Origin of the sequence: Ureibacillus endophyticus (genome assembly GCF_003628435.1) — a bacterium.
GTDB lineage: Bacteria > Bacillota > Bacilli > Bacillales_A > Planococcaceae > Ureibacillus > Ureibacillus endophyticus.
In genome coordinates this window covers 19,942-42,922 of sequence record NZ_RBZN01000023.1, presented here as the reverse complement: position 1 = coordinate 42,922, position 22,981 = coordinate 19,942, and the positions used below count along the sequence as shown (strand labels likewise).

Genomic DNA, 22,981 nt, shown 5'->3' with positions numbered 1-22,981 from the left:
TTACTTATCTCCTTTAGTCCAGCCACGGGATTCTACCGCACGGGCATGTCCTTCTAATCCTTCCATTCGTGCAAGTCGTGCGATTTTCGGTGCACTTTCTTGCCATGTTTGTTCACTATAATAAACGACATTGGAACGTTTAATAAAGTCATCTACATTTAACCCACTTGCAAAACGCGCTGTGCTATTTGTCGGTAAAACGTGATTCGTTCCTGCAAAATAGTCTCCAACTGGTTCAGAGCTATAACGACCCACAAAGATCGCTCCAGCATGGCGGATTTTTTCTGCATCGCTTTCTGCATTTTCAGTAACGACTTCTAAATGTTCAGGTGCTAACGAATTTACTGCTTCAATCGCTTGTTCCATTGACTCTGCAATATAAATATGACCAAAGTTTTCAATCGATTTTCGTGCAATTGCTTCACGTGGTAGTTCGCGTAATTGCTTTTCCACTTCTTCAGCAACTTCATTCGCTAGTTTTTCACTTGTTGTAATTAATACCGCACATGCTAATGCATCGTGCTCTGCTTGTGATAATAGGTCAGCTGCCACTTCATCTGCATATGCTGAATCATCTGCAAGAACGGCAATTTCACTTGGACCTGCAATCATATCAATGGCTACTTCCCCAAATACTTCACGTTTTGCTAATGCAACGTAAATATTTCCTGGGCCTGTAATTTTATCAACCGGTGCAATTGTCTCTGTTCCGTAAGCAAGTGCAGCAATTGCTTGTGCACCACCCACTTTATAAATTTCATTTACACCTAAAATGGATGCAGCCACTAATACTGCAGCTGGTAATTTGCCGTCTTTTCCTGCTGGTGAAGTAATAACGATACGCTCTACTCCTGCCACTTGAGCTGGGATTACATTCATTAATACAGAGGATGGATATGCAGCAGAGCCACCTGGTACATATAATCCAACTGCATCTAATGGAATAATACGTTGCGCTAACCAAGATCCATTCGCTAAAGGTAATTTATAGCCATCTCTTTTTTGTGCTTCATGGTAATATCGGATGTTTGCTGCTGCTTCTTCTAAATCTTGTTTTAATTGTTCGTCGAAGTTTGCTACAGCTTCCTCAATTTCTTCTTGAGAAACGCGGAAGTCGTCAAGTTTAATGCCGTCCCACATTTCACTATATTTTCGAAGAGCTTCATCGCCATTTTCACGTACATCTTGAAGAACGTTGCGAACTGTTTTTAATTGTTCTTCATTTCCACCTTCAAGTTGTCTTTTTAAAGAAATGTTGTTTGTTAATTTTGTTATTTTCACAAGTCGTCCTTCTCTCTAATTAACAAATTTTTTTAAACGAGTTACTAATTCTTGAATCCGCGCACTTTTCATACGGTAGCTTACAGGATTAGCAATTAATCGAGATGAAACATCTGTAATATGTTCATATTCAACAAGGCCATTTTCTTTTAGAGTGCGTCCAGTTGAAACAATATCGACAATGCGATCTGCTAAACCAATCATTGGTGCTAATTCAATCGAACCGTTTAATTCAATGATTTCCACTTGTTCTCCAATTTCTTTATAATAGTTCATCGCAATATTTGGATATTTTGTCGCGATACGTGGAGCAATCTCGTTCATTTTTGTATTTGGTAATCCAGCCGATGCGATATAACATTGGCTAATTTTTAAATCTAGTAATTCATGAACATTTCTTTTTTGTTCTAATAGAGTGTCTTTCCCAGCAATTCCGATGTCTGCTACACCATGTTCTACGTATACTGGTACGTCTGTTGGTTTTGCCAAAATGAATCGAATTTTCTCTTCAGGGATTTCAATCATTAATTTACGAGACATTTCTACTTCTTCTGGTAAATTAAACCCTACATCGATTAACATTTGATATGCTTCTTCAAAAATTCGCCCTTTTGGCATTGCAATAGTTAATTCATCCATTATGCTAAATCCTCCTGGCTAACATAAACAACCTGATCGAATTGTTTCGTAAATGCTTCTTCATTAATTAATCCTTTTTTCGATTGCAACGTAACGCGTTTTCCTTCTTCACGTAAACGATTTGCAACTTGTAGAGCCTTCATATACTCTAAGTCATTGAAAATTACCGCAACTGTTACATCTTCAGCTTCTTGTGAAGGAAGAACCTCTAATAAACGATCAACACGAATACCGAATCCAGTTGCCCCTACTTCACTTCCAAAATGGTGAAGTAAACCGTCATAACGTCCACCGTTTCCTAATTCAAAACCGCTTCCGTCAGCAAACACTTCAAACAACATTCCAGTGTAATAGTTCATATGGCTTGAAAGGGTAAAATCAAGTGCTACATATTCAGATAAATCTGCTGCATTAATTAACTCCACTAATTGTTGCATATATTCTAACGCATCATTTTTACGTACATATTTTTCAATTTCTTCAATCGATGCAAAAGTTGTTGCTTCATTAATAAATTGTAGCAATGCATCTGATTTTGTTTTCGGTAAATGGAATGTCTCTACCGCTTCTTCAAATCCTACGTAATTTCGATCCACTAGTAGTTTTCGTAATGTACTAGCTTGTTCATCGCTTTCTGTATAATCTTTTAAAATGCAGTTTAGTACACCTGCATGTCCAATCGTAATTTTAAATGATTCAATTCCGAATGCTTGAATTAAACGAATTGCAGTGATAATGACTTCTGCATCAGCAAAGACCGTACTATCACCAATAATTTCAATGCCCATTTGTCCAAACTCAGCTGGTCGGCCACCCTCAGTTTGTTGTGCACGGAACACGTTAGCAAAGTATGCAAGACGTAAAGGAATTTTTTCCTTTAATAATTTAGATGTTGCAACACGCGCAATTGGTGTTGTCATATCTGGTCGAAGTACAAGGGTGTTTCCTTGACTATCTACTAATTTAAAAAGAGATGCATCACTAATTGCAGATGCTTTACCAACTGTATCAAAATATTCTAAGCTTGGCGTTTCAATAAAGTCATATCCACGCGCACGCAAAAATTCACGTCCAGTTTGTCGAACCGTTTCGATTTTTTCATATATTACTGGGAATGTATCACGCATCCCAAGTGGTTTTTCAAACATTTTTAACGAAGACATCAAAATCCACATCCTACCATTTTTACTTTAACGTACTAGAGTACTAGAGAATTAGTATATGAAAGTAATTTTAACCAATCCTCATCTATTCGTCAATGATTATGTACTTATTTACAATTGACGGTCTTACTTTATTCAAACTCAATTATACCTTTTATTGAAAGAAAAGATTCAAAATTCAAACAATCTACAAAAAATATTCCTAATAGACTGATATTTTTAATAGAACAATGAACACAATGAAGTCTCTTTAAAATAAAAAAAGACTTAAGAACAATTGCTTTGTCCTTAAGTCGATTCGTTATTTTTTATTTCTTTTTCGTTCTGCCATTTGTTCCGCAGTATAGATAATTTTCATCGGATTGCCTCCTACCATACTACCTGCAGGAACATCACGATGAACGAGGGTTGCAGCAGAAACGATTGCCCCGTCCCCAATTTCTACACCTGGAAGAATGGTTGAATTTGCGCCAATCATTACTTCACTGCCAATTTTCACATCGCCCAAACGATATTCATCTATTAAATATTCGTGGGCAAGGATTGTGGTGTTATAGCCAATAATTGAATTGTTCCCTATCGAAATTCTTTCAGGAAACATAGAATCCGGCATCACCATTAACGCTAAAGAAGTTTTTTCACCAATTTTCATATGTAAAAACGTTCGATAAATCCAATTTTTTAAAGCCATAGATGGAGTAACTCGCCCTATTTGAATAAAAATGAAACATTTAACTACTTTCCAAAAAGAAACAGTTTTATATACTTTCCATAATGAGTTTGCACCTTGTACTGGATATCGCTCCGTTTTCCTCATATATTTATAACTCCTTCACAACCGTTAATAAATCGGACATATTATTCAGCATATAATCAGGGTTAAACTGTCTTAAGAATTCTTCACCTTTTAACGCCCATGCAACACCGGCTGTTTTCACACCCGCATTTTTTCCTGCTTCGATATCATGATAATTGTCACCAATCATAATGACATGTTCTTTATCTACCCCTAATTTTTCAATGGCTAATAAAACTGGTTCAGGGTGTGGTTTAACATGCGGTACATGGTCAATACCAATCCAAAATTCAAAGAAGTGTTTAGCACCCATAAGGTCTAATCCTTTTTCAATCGTATCGCTTCTTTTCGTTGAGACAATCGCCATCTTTATTCCAAGCTCTTTTAACTTTTCTAACGTTGGAAGTACACCATCAAATTCTTTTACAAGTTCATCATGGTGAGCTGCGTTCCATTGTCGATATTTCTCAATCATTTCAGTTACTTCGTTTGGTGTTATTTGTTCAAAAGTTTCTTTTAATGACGGTCCAATAAATTTCATGCAATCTTTTGGCGAATATTGCCCAGGAAATCTTTCCTCTAAAACATGCATAAAAGTTTGAATAATTAACTCATTTGTATCTAGTAATGTCCCATCGAAATCAAAGAGTAATGCCTTCATTGATGATCACTTCCCTATTTTTGTTTCTTTACCTTGTTCTTTTTTGTTTGCTCCTGATCAAGGTATCGAACAATCGGTCTTACTTTCCATCTTCTGTAAATAATTGCTGCTAAACCAATGATGATTGATAGTATTGATACGACTTGTGCCGAACGTAATTCACCAATTAAATATAAGCTATCTGTACGCATTCCTTCGATGAAAAAGCGTCCAATTGAATACCAAATCATGTACGTAAAGAATATTTCCCCTCGATGTAAGTTCACTTTTCGTAGGGAAATTAAAATAATTAATCCAATTACGTTCCATAATGATTCGTATAAAAAAGTTGGATGAACATATGTACCTAATTCTTCAATATACATTTGTTCAATAATCCAGTTTGGTAACATTAAGTTTTCTAAAAACTCTCGCGTAACAGAGCCACCAAAAGCTTCCTGATTCATAAAGTTGCCCCAGCGACCAATAATTTGACCAATTAAAATACTTGGTGCAGCAATATCAGCTACTTTTAGGAAACTAACTCCTCGACTACGAGCAAAGAAGTAAGCTGTAATTACAGCCCCGATTAAAGCTCCATGAATGGCAATTCCACCATTCCAAATTTGAATGATTTTCCCCGGGTTCGCTGAATAATAATCCCATTTCATAATCACATAATAAGCGCGAGCAGATAGTATCGAAATAGGAATTGCCCAAATTAACATGTCGGCTAAAAAGTTTTCAGGTAGACCGCGTTTCACTGCCTCCCTTTGACCAACGAAATAGGCTAACACAATACCTGTCGCAATCAAAATTCCGTACCAACGTACTTGGATTGGTCCTAAAGAAAATGCAACGGGATCAATTGCAAGTAAAATATTCTCCATAATAACTCCTTCCAAAACCTATATTAGTAATCCTCTAACTCGTGAATGGAAATTACCTCATCCAATCTTCGTGAAAATTCTTGAGCTGCATTCACACCCATTTTTTTGAGTCGATAGTTCATTGCCGCAACCTCAATAATTACTGATACATTTCGACCTGGTTGCACCGGAATCGTTAATTTCGTGATTTCCGTATCAATAATTTTCATTTTCTCTTCATCGAGTCCAAGTCGATCATATGTTTTATCTGGATTCCAGTTTTCAAGTTCAATAATAAGGGTTACACGTTTATAAGGTCTTATTGCACTTGCTCCGAAAAGAGTCATAATATCAATAATGCCTATTCCTCGAATTTCTAGTAAATGCTCTAATAAAGGTGGTGGACTTCCAATTAATAAATTTTCCGCTTCTTGGCGAATTTCAACACAATCATCAGCGACTAATCGATGTCCTTTTTTGACTAATTCAAGAGCAGTCTCACTTTTACCTACTCCACTTTTTCCGATGATTAAAACACCAATACCATATACGTCCACTAGTACACCATGAACAGCAGTAACGGGTGCAAGCTTACTTTCAAGGAAATTTGTCAATCTACTTGAAAATCTTGTTGTTTGCATTGTCGTTGTTAACACGGGTACATTATTTTCGTTTGAAGCAACAATTAATTCTTCTGGAACATCTAAATTTCGAGATACGACAATGGCAGGAGTATCTTGAGAACAAAGCTTAAACATACGCTCTTTTTTTAATTCCGTTGGGAGCATTTCAAAAAACGAAAGTTCAGTTTTGCCAATTAATTGAACGCGATTGGCTGGATAATGGGTAAAGTAGCCCGCCATTTCTAATCCCGGTCTTGATATATCACTTGTTGTAATATAACGGCCAACACCATCATGTCCACTAACTAACGTTAAATTAAATTTTTCGATTACGTCTTTTGTTGTGACTTGCATATATTTATACTCCCCTACCTTATTTTACATTTAGTAACTATTTTAACATGTTACCGTTCGAATGTATTAAAATGAGGTACTGTTTGTTTAAAAAATAAAACGAAGCCAGTAGTGTTTCTGGCTTCGTTACATTTACATTATTATTTTTGTTGTGCTAACCAAGCAGCTGCTGCTTCAGCATCTTCACCTTGAATTAAATTAGCTGGCATACCACCACGACCGTTTAAGATAACGTTTAAAATTTCTTCTTCAGATAAACGGCTTCCAACATCAGCTAATGAAGGAGTACTACCCATACCTTCTAAGTTTCCACCATGGCAAGTTGTACAATTGCTTTTTACAATATCTTCGCCTTTAGCAGAAGCTGTATCTGTTCCAGTGTCATTTCCTGTATCGGTAGTTTGTTCAGTTTCAGTATCATTTGTACCTGTGTTTGTGTCGTTTGTTGCTTCATCGTCACCGCCACCACACGCAGCTAAAAAGATTGCAGAGCCGAATACTAGTGCTAATAATGATTTTTTCAATGAGAACCCCTCCAGATTTCATTTGTGTGGATTACATTACCTATTATAACAAAATTATACTCGCTTGAAACCTTCACCAATGACTTCATAAGCGTCTGAAACGATAACAAACGCTGATGTATCAACGGATTTGATGATTTGTTTCAGCTTTGTGAATTCGGTTTGATAGACAACAACCATTAACATTGTACGTTCTTTTCCAGTATAACCTCCAAAGACCGGGAGCTTTGTAACTCCACGATCGATTTCCTTATAAATGGCATCTCGTAATTCAGTTTCTTTACTAGAGATGATATATACCATTTTGGATTGACTGAAACCTAATTGAACGATATCAATGGTTTTCGTTGTTACAAATAAACCAACTAAGGCATATAATCCTTTTTCTAAGTCAAATACTAAGGCAGCACTTATTGCAATGATTCCGTCTATTAAGAGTACACTTGTTCCTAATGTAAGACCGGTATATTTTGTAATGATTTGAGCTAGCAAATCGGTTCCGCCAGTAGAAGCGTTCCCTTTAAATACTAACCCAATACCTAATCCAACAATTATTCCTCCAAATAGTGCAGCCAATAACGGAGTATCTGTCCATGGATCTATATTTTCTGTTAACAGAACAAAAAACGGTAAAGCTAATGTACCGATAAAAGATTTAAGACCAAATTTTTTTCCTAATATTAGAACACCTGCAATAAATAACGGTATATTAAATGCGTATTGAACAATCCCTGCATTCCATCCAAAAAGACCATTTAGAATAGTACTTATTCCACTAACGCCTCCGGAAGCTACTTGGTTAGGAAAAAGGAATGCATTAAATCCAAACGCAATGACCGCTGCTCCAAGAAGTACATAAAAGTATTCCTGTATTGTATTCTTTGTAAAATCTAATACTTTATTCTCGTTTTTTTTACTCATATTTTTCCCCACATACCTATTTTTGTATAATATCTGTCGAAGATTATAACAAAGCCCTATAAAAAAAGAAAAGACAAAAGGTTTTAACCCTTTGCCTTTACATTGATTTTTCTGTCCAAATAGCTGCTTCATTATAGATTGCTTCGGTTTTTTCATTGTCTACACCGAGTTGAGGTTTTAATCGTTCGATATTATCCCAATCCATTTTACTTAAAGCGATGCTAAGCTCCAAATAAGGTGTCATTTCTGTTTCAACACCACTAATGGTATCTGCTACTTCATCTGAAAATGGTAGCTTTTCTAAAATAACATCCATTGGTCTTTTCAATAGACTATCAATAAGTGAAAACAAGCCTACTAAAAAATATTCGGAATAATTTTCTTGTCTATTATTTTTCGCCAGTAGCTCACAAATTTTCGCTCTTAATAAAGAAGTCCTCACAAGCTCATTAAATACATCCGTATGATTTTTCAATTCCCCTTCACGCATTGCTAGTAGGTAGATTAATTTTCGTAATTCTGTTAAACCTAATAATAAAATTGCCTGCTTAATTGATCGAACTTTGGATTTTTGTCGCTTGTTTGTTTCATTAATTATTTGTAAAAGTTTATAAGATAAAGAAATATCTCTCTCAATATTTTCTGCAATTAAGTTTATATCAGGTTCTTCATCCTTCAATAAAGAAATCACTTGGAAATATTGTAGTGTATTTAATGGAATATCTGTTGATTTAATAATTTGTGGTTGTTCAAAAAAGTAGCCCTGGAATAATGAATACCCTGAATGTTTGGCAACATCAAATTGATTTCTTGTTTCAACTTTTTCTGCTAATAATTGAATATGTGGATAAGATTGTTTAATTCGATTTTCAATTTCCATTCGTTCTAATAATGGAGTTGATAAAAAGTCAACTTTAATATAGTCAGTATGTTCAAATATTTCATCGTAATGTACTACATCTTTATTAAGAACAAAATCATCTAAAGCTATTTTAAAGCCTATTTCTTTTAATTCGATTACCCGATCTACCAGTTCTTTTGTAATTGGAACATTTTCTAAAATCTCAATAACAATTTTTGAAGGATTGATAAATTCTATTACATTACTCATTAATAGATTTTCTGTAAAGTTAATAAATCCAGGCTTCCCCTTTGTCACTTCTTTAATGCCCATGGATAAAAAGTAATTAACTAATACATCCACTGTTGCTGCATCAGGTGCTGTATTTGGAAAGGCGTTTATATTCTGGTTACGATATAAAAGCTCATATGCCACAACTTCTTCATCTATATTAAATATCGGTTGTCTTCCAATAAAAACATCCACTCGACATTCCCCGTTCATAGTTTATCTATAGTAATTATACTATGATTATATATCTCCTTCCAAAAAAACCAATAGTTTACTAGAAATTCCTTAATATTTTGTGAAGGCGTTTTCAACAATTTATTATTCTCTTTGATTTTCATAAATTATTTCAATGAAAAAGAGACTGCCCATTCGACAGTCTCTGTGTACGATTACGCGAAAATTGTTGACCATTCATTGCGTTTTTCTAACATTTCTTTTGCTAACTCTTTTGCACCTTCTAAGCTATGGTTAGCAGCCCAACCGCATTGTACTTCATTACATGCAGGAACTTCTGTTGCTTCAAGCACATCTTGTAACGTTTTTTCTAAAATTGTTAGCACTTCTTCATAGTTGTCATGGTTTATCATTGTTAGATAAAAACCTGTTTGACACCCCATAGGACTCATATCAACAACATGGTCAGTATGGTTACGGATATTTTCTGCCATTAGATGTTCAATTGAATGTAGAGCATCCATTTTCATATGTTCTTTGTTCGGCTGTTTAAAACGAACATCGTATTTATGAACGACATCTCCATTTTTACCTTCTTTAATTCCTGCAAGTCTTACATATGGTGCTGCAACTTTTGTATGGTCTAAGTTGAAACTTTCAACATTCATTTTTGTCATTGTTATACCCTCACTCTCTAGGTGTTCACTATTTCATCCTTACCTATTTTACAGCTTACTTTCGTTTCTGTCACTTTGGAAAGGGGATGTCTGAAAAGTCATTTGAGACATCCCCTTTGTGACGAGGATGGTGACAACCACCGCAGGAACAATATTTCGTAAGTAATAATTATCAAGTAAGAAAGGGGTGTCCAAAAAATTTTTACTTTTTGGACACCCCTAAAACATTAATTAGTAATCGGCATTTCTTTTAAAGATCTGCGAAGTATTTTTCCTGTAGAGTTTTTCGGTAACTCGTCCAAGATTTCAATGACTTTTGGAACTTTATATTTTACGATATGTTGTGCACAATACTCTCGCAGGTCATCTGCTGAAATTGTATTATCCTTTAACACAACAAACGCACAAACCGCTTCTCCAAGGTTCGGATCTGGGAATCCAACAACCGCTGCTTCAATCACTTTTGGATGAGAGAATAATACTTCCTCTACTTCCCTTGGATAAACGTTAAATCCACCAACAATGATCATATCTTTTTTACGATCTACTATATAGAAATAGCCATCTTCATCTTGTTTCGCTAAATCCCCAGTATAAAGCCAGCCATCTCGAATAGCATTTTCTGTTTCTTCTGGCATTTTGTAATAGCCCTTCATCACGTTAGGCCCACGTACAATGAGTTCCCCTACTTCTCCGATAGGTACTTCATTTCCGTTTACATCCACTACTTTGTTTTCTACATTAACAATGGATGTGCCAATAGAGCCCGCTTTTCGTTCACGGTCTAATGGGTTAAAACAAGTAACCGGTGAAGCTTCCGATAAACCATACCCTTCTGAAACTCTAACATTAAATTTCTTCTCAAAATCATAAAGGACTTGTACAGGTAAAGGAGCCCCACCTGAAATGGCTAATCTTAAGCTCGAGAAGTTACTGATATCTCCTTCGTGTTGATAAAGGAAATTATACATTGTTGGAACCCCTGCAAAAACAGTAGCTTTTTGACTACCAGCAAGTTCATATATTTCTTGTGGGCTAAATCTTGGTGCAAGTAAAACGGTTGCTCCTTTTAATAAAGGCGCATTTACTACAACGGTTAATGCAAAAACATGGAATACAGGTAATGTCGCAATTACACGGTCGTCTGTATTTATTGTTAAATACTCACTAACATCCCGCGCATTTGAATATAAATTTCGATGAGTTAACATAGCGCCTTTTGGGTAACCAGTTGTCCCAGAAGTATATAAAATAATTGCTACATCCTCATCATTTAAAGGCATTGGATCCACTATTGTTGTTGTTGACGAAAGAAGTTTTGAAAATAGTTGTACTTTATCTTTTGCTGCATCGCTCAATGATGCTAATTTCTCTTTAATATCTGGCATTGTTTCACAAATAATATACTTATCTACCTGTGGGAAAGCCTTTACCCCTAATTCCACTAATGGTAGTAACATATCTAAAGCAATTACTAGTTTTACATCACCATTTTGGATGATGTATGAAATCTCATCCGGTGTATACATTGGATTCACAGGTATCGCCGTTGCGCCAATTCTCATTGTTGCATAAAGCGAAATAAGAAAGTGCGGTGAATTACCAAGTAAAAACGCTACATGATCCCCTTTTTCTACCCCTAGATCTTGTAATGCAGATGCAAATAGACTGACTTGCTGTTCGAACTCACCATATGAAGTATCACGACCTAAAAAGTGATATGCAACTTTTCCTGGTTGTTCAATCGCTGTTTGACGAACTCTTTCAACTAAATTCAAAACACCCATCCCCTTTGCATGTTTTCAACATAACTAGCCCCAATAAGCTACTATGTAGTATGAAATGAATAAGTATTCATTTTCTAATCATTATAAATTAGATATATTAATAAAACAATGAATTTTTGTATTTTATTACACATTTTCCTAAGAAAATGAAATATTATTCTATTTCACATGCATTTTTCTTAATCTCGGACGTGGGCAATATATCGCCATCTTATCAAATAAAAATAGATAACTTGTATCAGTACTAGGAATAAAAGAGCAAAGATTAATTCTTTTACTATGGATATATTTGCCACATTCTTTAATACTTTTTGAATAGCGATAAATGCAAACAAACTGTGACTTAGCGCCACACCCCACGGTAAGAAAAACTGTGGGAATAGATGTTTTGTTACAAGACTTTTCAATTCATTGTCAGAGATACCCATTCGTTTTAACGCATCAAATTTACGTTTTTCATTTTCTAAGTTCGTATGTAGTTTAAAATAAATAAAACTACCTGCTGCAAGTAAAAAGACAGCCGCAACTAAAAGACCTACTAAAGTGAATAATGAGTATGTCGATAATATATAAGAATAATTTAGACCAGCATTTTCAAAATAATATGGTAATAAATACTCGTCTTTTAAATATTCAGCCGAAACGTTTTGTTGGATAGACAAACCAATATCCGTCGTTTCAATCCATTGAGGAATATCAAACGTAAATAGGTGATACCCCGGTTCTACATTTGGATAACCTTTATATGGATTTACCAACTTAGCAAAATCTTCATCACTTATAATGATTGAATTCAAACTAACAATTGAGCCAGGGAAAATAAGTTTCGGGTAAACTTGATCAATTTTTATTGGAATATTATTTTCCACTAATACTGTTTCAATCGTTCTCTTACTTAACTTCTTAATAGACTCCTCTGTATAAGGAATAAACATCCCTTCTCCTTCAGATAAACGTACCATCGGATAGCCATAAGAAAACAGCAAACTATTAATGTCCGACTCCCTAAACACTTCCACTTCATATTGCGTATAAGAGGATGTTTGTTTTTTTACCGTAAATCTAGTGAGATGATACGATAAACCTCTCTCTTCCAATTGTGAAACAAGTGTGGAAACATGAGTTCCTTCATAGGGATTATCTATATGCCCTTTATAAATTAACCCCAAAGGATTCAATTTATCGTATTGAGATGTATAAGAAGAAAGAGTAGATAGTAAACCGACTGATAAAAACGCAAGAGTCGAAACCATTGTTACAACAAAGAACATCTTCCCGTTATTTTTTAAAATAAAGGTTTGCTCTGCTAAAGGTAGCATTCTAGAATTTTTCCAATAGACGATTTTTTTCTTCTTTAAACTTTCAACAATATATTGCGTTGAATCCGAGAAGAAATAAAACGTTCCAAAGGTAATTAATATCGGTATCAGTATTGAGAAGGAGTAAAGACTTGTTCTCGTCATCACTATCGATAGCCAATAGCCTAACAAGATAAGGACAATTCCAAGTAGAGTCCTTGTTTTCGTATAAGTTACAGTATAGTTACCACCTTTTGGCCCTTGCATCAAATCAATAATTTTTCTCTGCGGAGAGAAGTGGACACTAACCATTGAAATGACGATAAATGCGCTTAAATAAACAGCGAAAGTTAAAACAAATGGTTCCCATGAAAGGTAGAGAGGCAATTCATCTAGCATTAAAATTTCTCGAACAATCATAAAGAAAAATTTTGAAAATGAGTAACCAAATATGATTCCTAACACAATGGACATGACACCGATAATGATTGTTTCTAAAAAGACAAGCTTACTAAGCTGTCTTCGTTCCATTCCTAAATGTAACAATATACCGAACTCTTTTGACCTTGCTTCCAAAAAAGCTTTCATGGAGTAAAAGATGAAAAACCATGTAAATAAAACTAATATGATTTCTGCAACAACCATCCAAAGTATTGGTACATTGCCTAAAAAGCCACGGTCAATTTTTGGGTGAAACATGAGCATTGAATAAATAAAGAAAACAAAAACAGAAAAAAAGCTAGCCATAAAGAACGCCGCATAGATGCGAAGATTGCGAATGACGTTACGGTAAGCGAATTGATGAAAGGTCACCTACTTGTCCCCCTCCTAAAAGACTAAGTACATTTAGAATGCGTTGGAAGAATGTTTGGCGTCTGTCATCCCGATAAATTTCGTTAAAAAACTCACCGTCTTTAATAAATAACACACGGTCACAAAAACTGGCTGCTATCGGATCATGGGTTACCATTACAATTGTTGTTTTTCTTTCTTTATTAATTTTGCTTAACAATTCAAGTACTTCACGGGAATTATTTGAATCTAAATTTCCTGTTGGCTCATCGGCTAATATAATTGTTGGTCGATGTATTAGTGCACGAGCAATAGCTACTCTTTGTGCTTGTCCCCCTGAAATTTCATTCGGTCTTTTATATAAAAATGATTTCAAATCTAAACTTTCTACTAATGTATTTAATCGCTCTTCCATTACTTCAACGGGTTGATTGTCCAACGTTAATGGTAAAACGATATTTTCCTCAACTGTTAACATCGGGAGTAAGTTGAAATCTTGAAAAATAAAACCTAATTCTCTTCTTCTAAAAAAGGCAAGTTCTGTTTTATTTAAATTCTGTGGTTTTATGTAGTTAAATATGATTTCACCAGATGTTGGTTTATCAATTGTAGAAATTAAATTTAATAGCGTTGTTTTACCACTACCAGAAGGACCCATTACCGCAAGGAACTCACCCTTTGCAACCTCAAAACTAAGTTGATTGATTGCACGATTCGTTACTTTTCCTTCATATACTTTGGTTACATCTTTTACTTGTAGTATTGGCATATGTACTCCCTCTTCTAAAATGTAAGTGTAATCGTTGTCCCTACCCCAACTTCTGATTCAATCGTTAATTCATGTCCAAGCTTTTCACAAATTTCCTTCGCTAGGTACAACCCCATACCTGTTGATTCCCCAGTTTTCCGTCCATTTTCACCAGTAAAAAATGCTTTTGTTACTCTTGTTAAATCGGATTTTGGGATTCCAATTCCTTCATCTTGAACAATTAATTGGATATGGGAATCTGTGTGTTTTGCTTCAACATAGATTTTTTTATTCGGTTCAAACGTATACTTTACTGCGTTTGTAATAAATTGGCCTAATACAAATTTCAACCATTTTGAATCACTAGCGACAACAATACTTTGGTCAATATCAATTTGTGGAAACACACGATTTGTAATAAATAAACGTTTATTTTCATTTATTGTTGCGGTCACAATATCCTTTAATGATACCTGTTCCACTTGCATATCTTCTTCAAATTTTTCAAGACGCGCATTCATTAATACAATTTCTAGACCTCTTTTAATTCGATCCACTTCTTCTTGTACACTTGTCGGATCAAGTGGTCCTTCTTCTTGTAATAATAATTCCAGTACGGCAACAGGTGTCTTCATTTGATGGATCCATTGATTTAAAAACTTATCTTGGCGATTTTGCGTTGCATACAAAGCTTGTACTTCTTGTTGATATACTCGGTACAACTCATGTAAATAACGTTCTGTTTCAATATATTCAACGGTCTTGGCATTTTTTTGCAAAGCATCTTCCATTGATGTTGGCAATTGCGTAATCTTATTCAAATAACTTTGTCTTAAAAAATAGCGCACTCCTAAAAACGAAATGATCAGTATAAGACTAATCGATATAGTATAAATAGCTGTATCAATGTTTCTAAATCCATCTAAATAAAATAAGAGGAGAATAAATAGCACGAGGATAATTTCAAAAATTATAAATGATAGATGTTCCTTTATAAATATTTTCAATCCCATCTACATTTCCTCCGCGCTTAAAACAAATCGATATCCTGCACCGCGCACTGTCTCAATAACTGACTGCACGCCATAATCTACTAATTTTTTTCGTACCCTCGTCATATTTACATTCAATGTATTTTCATCAACGAATGCTTGATCGTCCCAAAGCTCTTCCAACAGTTTTTCACGTGTTACAACTTTAGGTGCTTGTCCCATTAATAAATCCAAAATAATACACTCTTTCTTTTGGAGAGGAATTACCTCATCTTTTATGACCAATTCCATTCGTTCCAAATAAAGAGTAAGTTGCCCAAGCTTCACTGTTCGTTCTTCCTGCCTCGCTGAATATTCACCATAAGTACGTCTTAGATGGCTTTTAATTTTGGCTAGAACAATCTCATAGTTAAACGGCTTAGTAATAAAATCATCACCACCGTTTTCCAGCGCAAAAATCTGGTCCATTTCCCCGGAACGAGCAGAAATAAAAATAATCGGACATTTAGTATGCTGTCTTAACTGACGACACCAATAGTATCCGTCATAGGATGGTAAATTTATATCAAGCAACACAATATGAGGATTAAACGCTAAACACTCTTCAACAATCTCCTCAAAGTTTTGTACAATTTCCACATCATACTGGTACTTCCTCAACGTATCCGCTAAAAGTGAAGCTATCTTCACATCATCCTCAACAATAAAAATTCGATGCTTCTCCACAATACATCCCTCCTCCAACTTCCTAATCTTTAAGGGTTATGTTTTATTTAATTTAATATAATTTAATTGTACCAAAAAAGGCATCGTCTCACATGATTGAGGCGATGCCTTTTTCTGCGCAGTTAGCGTAAGCGGCAGGTGTAAAAAAACTTTATTAGTCCGATAGCGATTTCGAAAAACACAAAATAGCTATCACATTTGAGAGGGTTGTTTTTTCTCCACGAAAGCAAAGCAACAATTACAAAAATCTTTATGTACTTAAGTAGCTGCGCCGTGCTCTAAACCAATAAATATTAATATATCAACTGTAAGAAATCCTCTTTCGTAATTCCACCAAAGTAATGTGGAATGTCTACTTCCTCAATGGCTTTTGCAATTTCGCTTCGATCATATCTTACACCGATTAGAAGTTTTTCAATTTCTTCTACATCTCCAACACCAAAGAAATCTCCGAAAATCTTTGCTTCTTCAATAATGCCTTTATTTACTTCTAAGCGAATATCAATTCCACCAGATGGGAAGCGGTGTGTTTTTTGAATATTGAAGCGTGGTGATTTTCCGTAGTTCCATTCCCAAGTTTGGTAACGTTCCTTAGAAAGTGTATAGATTTTCTCCCAATCTTCTTCGGTTAATTCATAATATTGAATATTTTCCTCGCCACCGAAAATCGATTTTAAAATTTCCATACGAAACTCTTCTACAGTCATTGGTTCCTTTAAGAAATCTGAGATATTTCCAACACGAGAACGTACAGACTTAATTCCCTTTGATTCTATTTTATCCTTTTTCACTTTTAATGCAGAGGCAACCGCATCAATGTCTGTCTTGAACAATAATGTTCCGTGACTGAACATACGTCCTCTTGTTGCATATTGTGCATTTCCAGAAACTTTGCGTCCTTCTGCTAAAATATCATTTCTTCCTGACAATTCCGCATCCACACCAAGTTTTTTCAATGCATCTACTACAGGCTGTGTGAATTTTTTATAGTTATGAAAACTGTCCCCATCATCCTTTGTTAAAAAGCTGAAGTTTAAATTGTTCAAGTCATGATATACTGCTCCGCCACCAGATAAACGGCGCACGACAATGATTCCCTTATCTTCAACATAATCTGTGTTAATTTCTTCAATTGTATTTTGATTCTTTCCAATAATGATGGATGGCTGGTTGATATAGAACAGAAGGTAATCATCTTTTTCAATATCCATGTGTTTTAATACGTATTCTTCAATCGCTAAGTTAATGCGTGGGTCTGTAATTCCTTTATTATCAATAAAATACATGTTTTTCACTCCCTTAATTTTTCATTTTTTATTTTACATTATTTTTTGAAATTGGTGTTGACTAACGCAAACTGTTATAGTACAATTCTAAATAAGAAAACAGTGATATAACAGATTGTCCAAAAAGGAGGAGAATATTATGTTAGAAAACGTTGTTGAATTTTTCAAAAACTTACCAGATAAAGTTTGCGTACAGTGTGGTGAAAAAATCGAAGAACAAAGCGAATGCTACAGCAGCACTTGCGACAAATGTAATACTCTTTAATAAATCGCTTATATTAATGTAAATCCCTATTTGTTTTTGAACCTAAAAGTAAATCGCTTAAATAATTAACCCCCACAAGAATCGCTCACTTGTGGGGGTATTTTTTAATGATTGTGTTGTTCTTCTGTACTACTATGTTCTGTTTCACCATGTTCCTCTGTTGTATCATGGTCCATTTCCATTTCCATTGAGTCACTGCTATTATCTTCTTTTACTTTACTCATATCAGGGTTTCCAACAATCAGTTGCTGTTTTGGCATCACGTGTAAACCTCTTGCTGTTGTATGTGCAAACATATAGTACACACCATCATGGTCAAAGGTAATTTCTGCTTTATAAACACCATCACCATCTAGTTTACCATCTATCATTTGACCATTATCTCGATATCCTGATTCCCATACTTCAAACTTAACAGATTCTGCATCATCCACATTTTCATTATTTTGTGTAACATGTGCAGCAAGTTCTACTGGTTCATTTACCGCTACTTCTTCAGGTGTTAAAATATGCACTTTTACCTCGAGCGCTTCTACGTCTACCGGTTCATCATTTGTATCGACTTCTTTGTCGTTTGATGAGCATCCCATTAATAATACAGGTACTGCAACCATACTAAATAACCATTTTTTCATGTTCTATTCCTCCATCAGTGGGATTGAAATTGATACAGTTGTACCTTTCCCTAATTCACTTTTTATTTTGATACTTCCTTGATGTTGCTTAACGAGCTGATCAACAATTGATAAACCTAAACCACTTCCCCCATCAGAACGACTTCTCGCTTTATTTACTCGATAAAAACGTTCTGTTATATGAGGTAAATCTTTTTCAGGAATTCCAATGCCTCTATCAATAATTTCAATGATGGCATTGCCCTTCACTATTTTAGTCAAAATGGAAATCGTTGAATCATTATTAGAATAACGAATTGCATTTTCAATTGTATTAATAAAAATCTGTTTCAACTTTTCTTCATGACCTTCAACAATGATTTCTTCATCAAAGGAAGTAGTGATTTCAATATTTTTTTCTACTGATTTTTGCTCTAACAAGCTAATCGCATCACGTATTGTTTCAGCTAACACAATCGGGTACAATTCAAATTTTTGTTCGTTAGACGTTCTTGCTAATTCCAGTAATTCATTCGTTAGCCTTTCCATTCGATTAGCTTCCCGAGCTATTAGTGAAATGGCTTCTTCTTTCTCTTTTCCATCAATGAAATTTTGGAGAATCGCTTCACTATATCCTTTCATATAGCTAATGGGCGTTCGCAATTCATGGGATACCGTTGCTAAAAAGTTTTTTTGTGCTTCATCTTCCCGTTCAATGCTTGCCGCCATTTCATTAAATGCTTCAGAAAGTTTCCCAATTTCATCCTTTGAAGTAACAGTAACACGGGTTTCGTAATGACCATCAGACATTTTTTCTACAGCCTGTTGCAAATCATTCAAAGGTCGCATGATATGACGAATTCCTTCATAAACAAAAAATCCTAACAGTGCTGAAAAAATGATGGCACATCCAATAATCATAAACACATCTTTATTTGCGAGTTCACTAATCTTAGCTAATGGATAATACAGATAAATGATACCTTCTAATCGATTTTGATCGGTTAAAGGCATAATTACCGAAATGATTTGACGTTCAAATCGTTCTTCATATCCTATTTTGGTAACAGCATTACCAAGTAACAATTCTTTACGTTCATTCGGACCAATTAAGGCATCATAGTCGATTTCAAACGGAACACATGCACTTAATTCTCTCGGATTACGAACTGCAAACACATCAAAATTGGAATATGTATTAAACTCTTCAACCTCTTCAATGAATTGATCTGTTACTTTACCACCTTTATATTTTGTAAGCAGCTTTTCACCAACTTCAATCATCGTTGTTTCAGTATCTTCAACATATAGTTGTTCGTATAAATATTCCGTTAATACATACATGAATGTAATGGTAACGAGCAGAAATAAAACGATTAAACCCCAAATTTTAGTAGAGAGCTTTTTCATTTGTTTTTCTCAAAGCGATATCCAATACCCCAAACCGTTTGGACATATTCGCTTGCTTCCTTCGAATGTTTCGCTAACTTTAGCCTTAATGTTTTAATATGTGTATCTACAGTTCTTGTCCCACCTGCATAATCGATATCCCAAATACGCTCTAACAATTGTTCCCGGGAGTAAACGGTTTTGGGATTTAACATAAATAAATGGAGCAATTCGTATTCTTTTAAAGTTAATGGCACGTTCTCGCTGCCAACATATACTTTTCTAGCAATTTCGTCTAATTTAATGAGTCCATATTGGATGTATTTATAATTAGTAGGTTCAATATGATTTCCTGTTCTTCGTAAAACTGCATGGATGCGCGCAACTAACTCACTGGCTGTAAAAGGTTTAACCATATAGTCATCACCGCCAATTGTTAATCCTTTTACTTTATCTTCATTGGCATCTCGAGCTGTTAAAAAGATAATTGGGATAGAAGAAATTTCCCTAATTCTTTTGCATACTGTAAAACCATCTTCTCCTGGCATCATTACATCTAACAAAATGAGATCAATATCATATTGATTAATATATTGATAAGCCTCTTCACCATTAGAAACCGCGAATGTGTTAATGTTTGAATTTGATAACATGACTTCTATTAAATTGCGCATTTCTAATTCATCATCTACGATTAACACTGTAGTCACTTCACGACCTCCCTCACTAATAACTGAAATGGCCCTTGATTTGTCTCAATCGCCTTTTGAATTTTTTGATCTTCAATAAAATAAAGTTTGTGATCATCGTATCCCGCAACAACTTGGTAATTTTTATAAGTCGTCACAACAAAGGGATTTGCGCCTACTTCAATATTCCAAAGCCTGTCACCTTGGAGATTAAATGCAAATAATTCATTCGATCCGTGATTTACAACAAAAATTGTATCATCATTTCGAGAAAAACCAACTGGCATTAAGGAAACGTTAATTTCACTTTGTAGTTCACCTGATTGTAAATTGTAAACATCTATTGCTTGATTTGATTTACTTCCTTCTCCATGTCCACCAACCCAAGCTACTCCCTCTTCTGGGATAATAATAATGCCATTAGAAGACTTTTCAATTTCCCACTCCGCTTCTACTACAAAGGTATCCATATCAATAACAGATAGGATAGTATCTTTGTAATTGACAACATATAATTTTCCATCATAAGAAGTCATGGACATCGGATAATTTCTTAATTTTAGCTCTTTCAACATTTTCCCTTGATCGTCGTAGCTATATATGGAATTTGTTTTGCTATTTGTTAAATAGATTTTTTCCTGTTCTTCATCATAATAAGCGTTCGTGGTGCCAATACCAGTCTTTATGGTTTGAATTTTTCTTCCGGAAGACAATTCGTAAAGATCTGCCTCATCTAATTGATGACCATATAGTAAGATTCGGTCCTTTTTTATGAGGGATGCACCAGTATATGCTTTATCAAATTCCCATTTAGCGATTTCCTCTGTTCCATCATAGAAGAGGATTGATGGTTCTAAAATATTGACTGACGCTACGAAAGATTGATGTGGATTAATCTTCGTAAATGCTTGCTCATTACAACCTGCTAAAAAGAAAAGAAATAAAAGCATGAACGAGAGCCTTGCATCTTTCATCATGTCCATCACCTCTAGAAATATATTACTTTACATTTGTGAAGTTTGAATGAAATAAATTCGACAAGGGGGTGTCTGAAAAGTCATTTTGAGACACCTCCTTGCGACCACCGCAGGAGCACTAATTCAAAAGAGTTATTTATCAAGAAAGAAAAGAGGTATCCTAAAAGTAAAAACTTTTTGGATACCTCCCTTGAAGCAGCTATATTATGTTAACTGAAGTTGAAACATTTCCTTTAGCATTTCAAGTGCAGCTTCTTTCCCTTGAGAAACACAATCGGGAACACTAATTCCTTCATATGAGCTACCTACTAACTTTACATTTGGAAATTCCATATGCAATTGCTCTTTTATCATTTCTATTCGCTTTTCATGCCCAACCGTATATTGTGGCATCGATTGTTTCCAACGTGTAACAACAGTAAATAATGGTTGTTCCGTTATACCTATTGCCGTTTTCAAATCCTGCAATACGGTTTTTTCAATATCACTATCAGACAACTCTACAATGGCCTCATCACCTACGCGACCGATATAAACACGTAACAAATCATAGCCTTCCGGTGCGACATTATTCCATTTGTGGTTAGTCCATGTGCAAGTAGTAATGGATAAATTGCTATTTCTCGAGACAAAGAAGTTCATTGAATCTTTATATTTCTTTAATTCATCCTGTTTAAATGCCATGTTAACTGTTGCAATTGTGGCATAGTCCATATTTGGTAAATCTTCTAGTAAACCATAAGTATTAAATATACTTTTCGTAACGTTAAAAGGTGTTGTCATTATAACAGCATCACATTTTAACGGTGGAATGTTATTGAAATAAATTTGAACCGTACCATCTTTTGATTTATCAATCGACTCCACTTTCACACCCTTTAAAATGGATGTTGGTGATAAGCTAGACTCGATAGATTCTATTAGCGTTTCTAGACCATTTTTAAAGGTTTGATAGGATTCATTTTGTGAATTTGGCTGATGTGATGATTTCTTCATGCCAAGTATTAGGCTTCGATGCTCTTTCTCCAATTGATAAAATTGAGGGAACATCGATTGAATACTTAAGTGGTCAATATCACCAGCAAAAGTACCTGCCAATAATGGTTCGACTAGGTTTTCTACAACTTCTTTACCAAACCTACGTCTAAAGAAATCCCCAATTGGTTCATCTTCATCATCCCGTGTTTTAGGCAATAATAAATCTCCTACTGCCCGCAATTTACCACTAAGAGAGAATAATCCAGAAGTGATAAATGAGGAGACTTTAAGTGATCCTTGGTATGTTAATAAGCTGGGAATAGGATTTAGTTCACTTCCTACTACAACATAAGTTCGCCCTTGATTGTTCGTAACCATCTCGTGCTCGATGCCTAGTTCTGCCGCTAATTCTCGCACGCTGTTGTTGTAATCTAAAAAAGATTCAGGGCCACGTTCGATAATAAATCCATCTTTTCTTAACGTATGGATTTTACCCCCTAAACGTAAAGATGATTCTATTAATACAACATCTATAGGCAAATTATTCTGTTGTGCTTCCTTTTGTAAATAGAATGCTGCAGTTAATCCAGTGATTCCACCACCAATAATTGCAACCTTTCGTCTACCTAAAGTCACCCTCATCACAC

General features: G+C 35.0%; 23 protein-coding genes. 1 reads left to right on the top strand and 22 read right to left on the bottom strand.

Annotation, left to right across the window (positions count from 1 at the left end; all coding sequences use genetic code 11):
- From hisD to D8M03_RS10250, 17 genes are all read right to left on the bottom strand, one after another.
- Entirely contained in the window at positions 1–1,281 is a 1,281-nt protein-coding gene (gene hisD / locus D8M03_RS10330; protein WP_121214696.1) for a histidinol dehydrogenase, read from the bottom strand.
- 15 nt (positions 1,282–1,296) lie between these two features.
- Complete coding sequence (gene hisG, locus D8M03_RS10325; RefSeq protein ID WP_121214695.1) at positions 1,297–1,920, bottom strand: ATP phosphoribosyltransferase; 624 nt, start codon at positions 1,918–1,920, stop codon at positions 1,297–1,299.
- Positions 1,920–3,083 (bottom strand): ATP phosphoribosyltransferase regulatory subunit, encoded by a 1,164-nt coding sequence (locus tag D8M03_RS10320; protein ID WP_121214694.1) that lies wholly within the window; start codon positions 3,081–3,083, stop codon positions 1,920–1,922. The genes hisG and D8M03_RS10320 overlap by 1 nt, the downstream gene beginning before the upstream one ends.
- A 301-nt stretch (positions 3,084–3,384) precedes the next feature.
- Positions 3,385–3,900 (bottom strand): acyltransferase, encoded by a 516-nt coding sequence (locus D8M03_RS10315; RefSeq protein ID WP_121214693.1) that lies wholly within the window; start codon positions 3,898–3,900, stop codon positions 3,385–3,387.
- Between the two features lie 4 nt (positions 3,901–3,904).
- The gene (gene ppaX, locus D8M03_RS10310; protein ID WP_121214692.1) at positions 3,905–4,540 is read right to left on the bottom strand and encodes a pyrophosphatase PpaX; all 636 of its coding nucleotides are present in this window, start codon (positions 4,538–4,540) and stop codon (positions 3,905–3,907) included.
- A gap of 14 nt (positions 4,541–4,554) precedes the next feature.
- Complete coding sequence (lgt, locus tag D8M03_RS10305; protein WP_121214691.1) at positions 4,555–5,409, bottom strand: prolipoprotein diacylglyceryl transferase; 855 nt, start codon at positions 5,407–5,409, stop codon at positions 4,555–4,557.
- Positions 5,410–5,432: 23 nt separating this feature from the next.
- The gene (gene hprK, locus D8M03_RS10300) at positions 5,433–6,365 is read right to left on the bottom strand and encodes an HPr(Ser) kinase/phosphatase (protein ID WP_121214690.1); all 933 of its coding nucleotides are present in this window, start codon (positions 6,363–6,365) and stop codon (positions 5,433–5,435) included.
- 140 nt (positions 6,366–6,505) lie between these two features.
- Complete coding sequence (gene cccB / locus D8M03_RS10295; protein WP_121214689.1) at positions 6,506–6,889, bottom strand: cytochrome c551; 384 nt, start codon at positions 6,887–6,889, stop codon at positions 6,506–6,508.
- Between the two features lie 54 nt (positions 6,890–6,943).
- Positions 6,944–7,810: a YitT family protein gene (locus tag D8M03_RS10290; RefSeq protein ID WP_121214688.1), complete on the bottom strand. Its 867-nt coding sequence runs from the start codon at positions 7,808–7,810 to the stop codon at positions 6,944–6,946.
- A 97-nt stretch (positions 7,811–7,907) separates the two neighbouring features.
- Positions 7,908–9,137 (bottom strand): EAL and HDOD domain-containing protein, encoded by a 1,230-nt coding sequence (locus D8M03_RS10285; protein ID WP_121214707.1) that lies wholly within the window; start codon positions 9,135–9,137, stop codon positions 7,908–7,910.
- A 194-nt stretch (positions 9,138–9,331) separates the two neighbouring features.
- Positions 9,332–9,793 carry an S-ribosylhomocysteine lyase gene (locus D8M03_RS10280; protein ID WP_121214687.1) on the bottom strand — a complete coding sequence of 154 codons (462 nt, stop codon included), beginning with the start codon at positions 9,791–9,793 and terminating at the stop codon, positions 9,332–9,334.
- A gap of 227 nt (positions 9,794–10,020) precedes the next feature.
- Positions 10,021–11,571 (bottom strand): fatty acid--CoA ligase family protein, encoded by a 1,551-nt coding sequence (locus tag D8M03_RS10275; RefSeq protein WP_121214686.1) that lies wholly within the window; start codon positions 11,569–11,571, stop codon positions 10,021–10,023.
- 188 nt (positions 11,572–11,759) lie between these two features.
- Entirely contained in the window at positions 11,760–13,691 is a 1,932-nt protein-coding gene (locus tag D8M03_RS10270; protein ID WP_121214685.1) for an ABC transporter permease, read from the bottom strand.
- On the bottom strand, positions 13,663–14,439 hold the full coding sequence (locus D8M03_RS10265; RefSeq protein ID WP_121214684.1) for an ABC transporter ATP-binding protein: 777 nt from the start codon (positions 14,437–14,439) through the stop codon (positions 13,663–13,665). The genes D8M03_RS10270 and D8M03_RS10265 overlap by 29 nt, the downstream gene beginning before the upstream one ends.
- A 14-nt stretch (positions 14,440–14,453) precedes the next feature.
- Complete coding sequence (locus D8M03_RS10260) at positions 14,454–15,431, bottom strand: sensor histidine kinase (RefSeq protein ID WP_121214683.1); 978 nt, start codon at positions 15,429–15,431, stop codon at positions 14,454–14,456.
- Positions 15,432–16,136, bottom strand: a complete 705-nt coding sequence (locus D8M03_RS10255; RefSeq protein ID WP_121214682.1) for a response regulator transcription factor — start codon at positions 16,134–16,136, stop codon at positions 15,432–15,434. It lies immediately after the preceding gene.
- Positions 16,137–16,429: 293 nt separating this feature from the next.
- On the bottom strand, positions 16,430–17,422 hold the full coding sequence (locus tag D8M03_RS10250) for a lipoate--protein ligase (protein WP_121214681.1): 993 nt from the start codon (positions 17,420–17,422) through the stop codon (positions 16,430–16,432).
- Positions 17,423–17,561: 139 nt separating this feature from the next.
- Between D8M03_RS10250 and yhfH the strand changes: the two genes are divergently transcribed.
- Positions 17,562–17,687, top strand: coding sequence for a protein YhfH (gene yhfH, locus D8M03_RS10245; protein ID WP_097074188.1), 126 nt, complete (start codon positions 17,562–17,564; stop codon positions 17,685–17,687).
- A 104-nt stretch (positions 17,688–17,791) separates the two neighbouring features.
- Here the strand turns inward: yhfH and D8M03_RS10240 are convergent, their stop codons facing one another.
- The 5 genes from D8M03_RS10240 to hemY all read right to left on the bottom strand — a co-directional run bounded on the left by D8M03_RS10240 (position 17,792) and on the right by hemY (position 22,976).
- Positions 17,792–18,322 (bottom strand): FixH family protein, encoded by a 531-nt coding sequence (locus tag D8M03_RS10240; protein ID WP_121214680.1) that lies wholly within the window; start codon positions 18,320–18,322, stop codon positions 17,792–17,794.
- Positions 18,323–18,325: 3 nt separating this feature from the next.
- The gene (locus tag D8M03_RS10235) at positions 18,326–19,711 is read right to left on the bottom strand and encodes a sensor histidine kinase (RefSeq protein WP_121214679.1); all 1,386 of its coding nucleotides are present in this window, start codon (positions 19,709–19,711) and stop codon (positions 18,326–18,328) included.
- Positions 19,708–20,400 carry a response regulator transcription factor gene (locus tag D8M03_RS10230; RefSeq protein WP_121214678.1) on the bottom strand — a complete coding sequence of 231 codons (693 nt, stop codon included), beginning with the start codon at positions 20,398–20,400 and terminating at the stop codon, positions 19,708–19,710. The genes D8M03_RS10235 and D8M03_RS10230 overlap by 4 nt, the downstream gene beginning before the upstream one ends.
- Positions 20,397–21,356: a YncE family protein gene (locus D8M03_RS10225; protein WP_121214677.1), complete on the bottom strand. Its 960-nt coding sequence runs from the start codon at positions 21,354–21,356 to the stop codon at positions 20,397–20,399. The genes D8M03_RS10230 and D8M03_RS10225 overlap by 4 nt, the downstream gene beginning before the upstream one ends.
- Positions 21,357–21,560: 204 nt before the next feature.
- Positions 21,561–22,976 carry a protoporphyrinogen oxidase gene (gene hemY, locus D8M03_RS10220; RefSeq protein WP_211330900.1) on the bottom strand — a complete coding sequence of 472 codons (1,416 nt, stop codon included), beginning with the start codon at positions 22,974–22,976 and terminating at the stop codon, positions 21,561–21,563.
- Between the last annotated feature and the right edge of the window lie 5 nt (positions 22,977–22,981).

Excerpts from the sequence above, each read along its gene's own strand:
- hisG (WP_121214695.1), bottom strand. The coding sequence starts at position 1,920 with ATGGATGAATTAACTATTGCAATGCCAAAAGGGCGAATTTTTGAAGAA.
- D8M03_RS10320 (WP_121214694.1), bottom strand. The coding sequence starts at position 3,083 with ATGTCTTCGTTAAAAATGTTTGAAAAACCACTTGGGATGCGTGATACA.
- D8M03_RS10315 (WP_121214693.1), bottom strand. The coding sequence starts at position 3,900 with ATGAGGAAAACGGAGCGATATCCAGTACAAGGTGCAAACTCATTATGG.
- ppaX (WP_121214692.1), bottom strand. The coding sequence starts at position 4,540 with ATGAAGGCATTACTCTTTGATTTCGATGGGACATTACTAGATACAAAT.
- lgt (WP_121214691.1), bottom strand. The coding sequence starts at position 5,409 with ATGGAGAATATTTTACTTGCAATTGATCCCGTTGCATTTTCTTTAGGA.
- hprK (WP_121214690.1), bottom strand. The coding sequence starts at position 6,365 with ATGCAAGTCACAACAAAAGACGTAATCGAAAAATTTAATTTAACGTTA.
- D8M03_RS10290 (WP_121214688.1), bottom strand. The coding sequence starts at position 7,810 with ATGAGTAAAAAAAACGAGAATAAAGTATTAGATTTTACAAAGAATACA.
- D8M03_RS10280 (WP_121214687.1), bottom strand. The coding sequence starts at position 9,793 with ATGACAAAAATGAATGTTGAAAGTTTCAACTTAGACCATACAAAAGTT.
- D8M03_RS10265 (WP_121214684.1), bottom strand. The coding sequence starts at position 14,439 with ATGCCAATACTACAAGTAAAAGATGTAACCAAAGTATATGAAGGAAAA.
- D8M03_RS10260 (WP_121214683.1), bottom strand. The coding sequence starts at position 15,431 with ATGGGATTGAAAATATTTATAAAGGAACATCTATCATTTATAATTTTT.
- D8M03_RS10250 (WP_121214681.1), bottom strand. The coding sequence starts at position 17,422 with ATGTATTTTATTGATAATAAAGGAATTACAGACCCACGCATTAACTTA.
- yhfH (WP_097074188.1), top strand. The coding sequence starts at position 17,562 with ATGTTAGAAAACGTTGTTGAATTTTTCAAAAACTTACCAGATAAAGTT.
- D8M03_RS10240 (WP_121214680.1), bottom strand. The coding sequence starts at position 18,322 with ATGAAAAAATGGTTATTTAGTATGGTTGCAGTACCTGTATTATTAATG.
- D8M03_RS10235 (WP_121214679.1), bottom strand. The coding sequence starts at position 19,711 with ATGAAAAAGCTCTCTACTAAAATTTGGGGTTTAATCGTTTTATTTCTG.
- D8M03_RS10225 (WP_121214677.1), bottom strand. The coding sequence starts at position 21,356 with ATGATGAAAGATGCAAGGCTCTCGTTCATGCTTTTATTTCTTTTCTTT.
- hemY (WP_211330900.1), bottom strand. The coding sequence starts at position 22,976 with ATGAGGGTGACTTTAGGTAGACGAAAGGTTGCAATTATTGGTGGTGGA.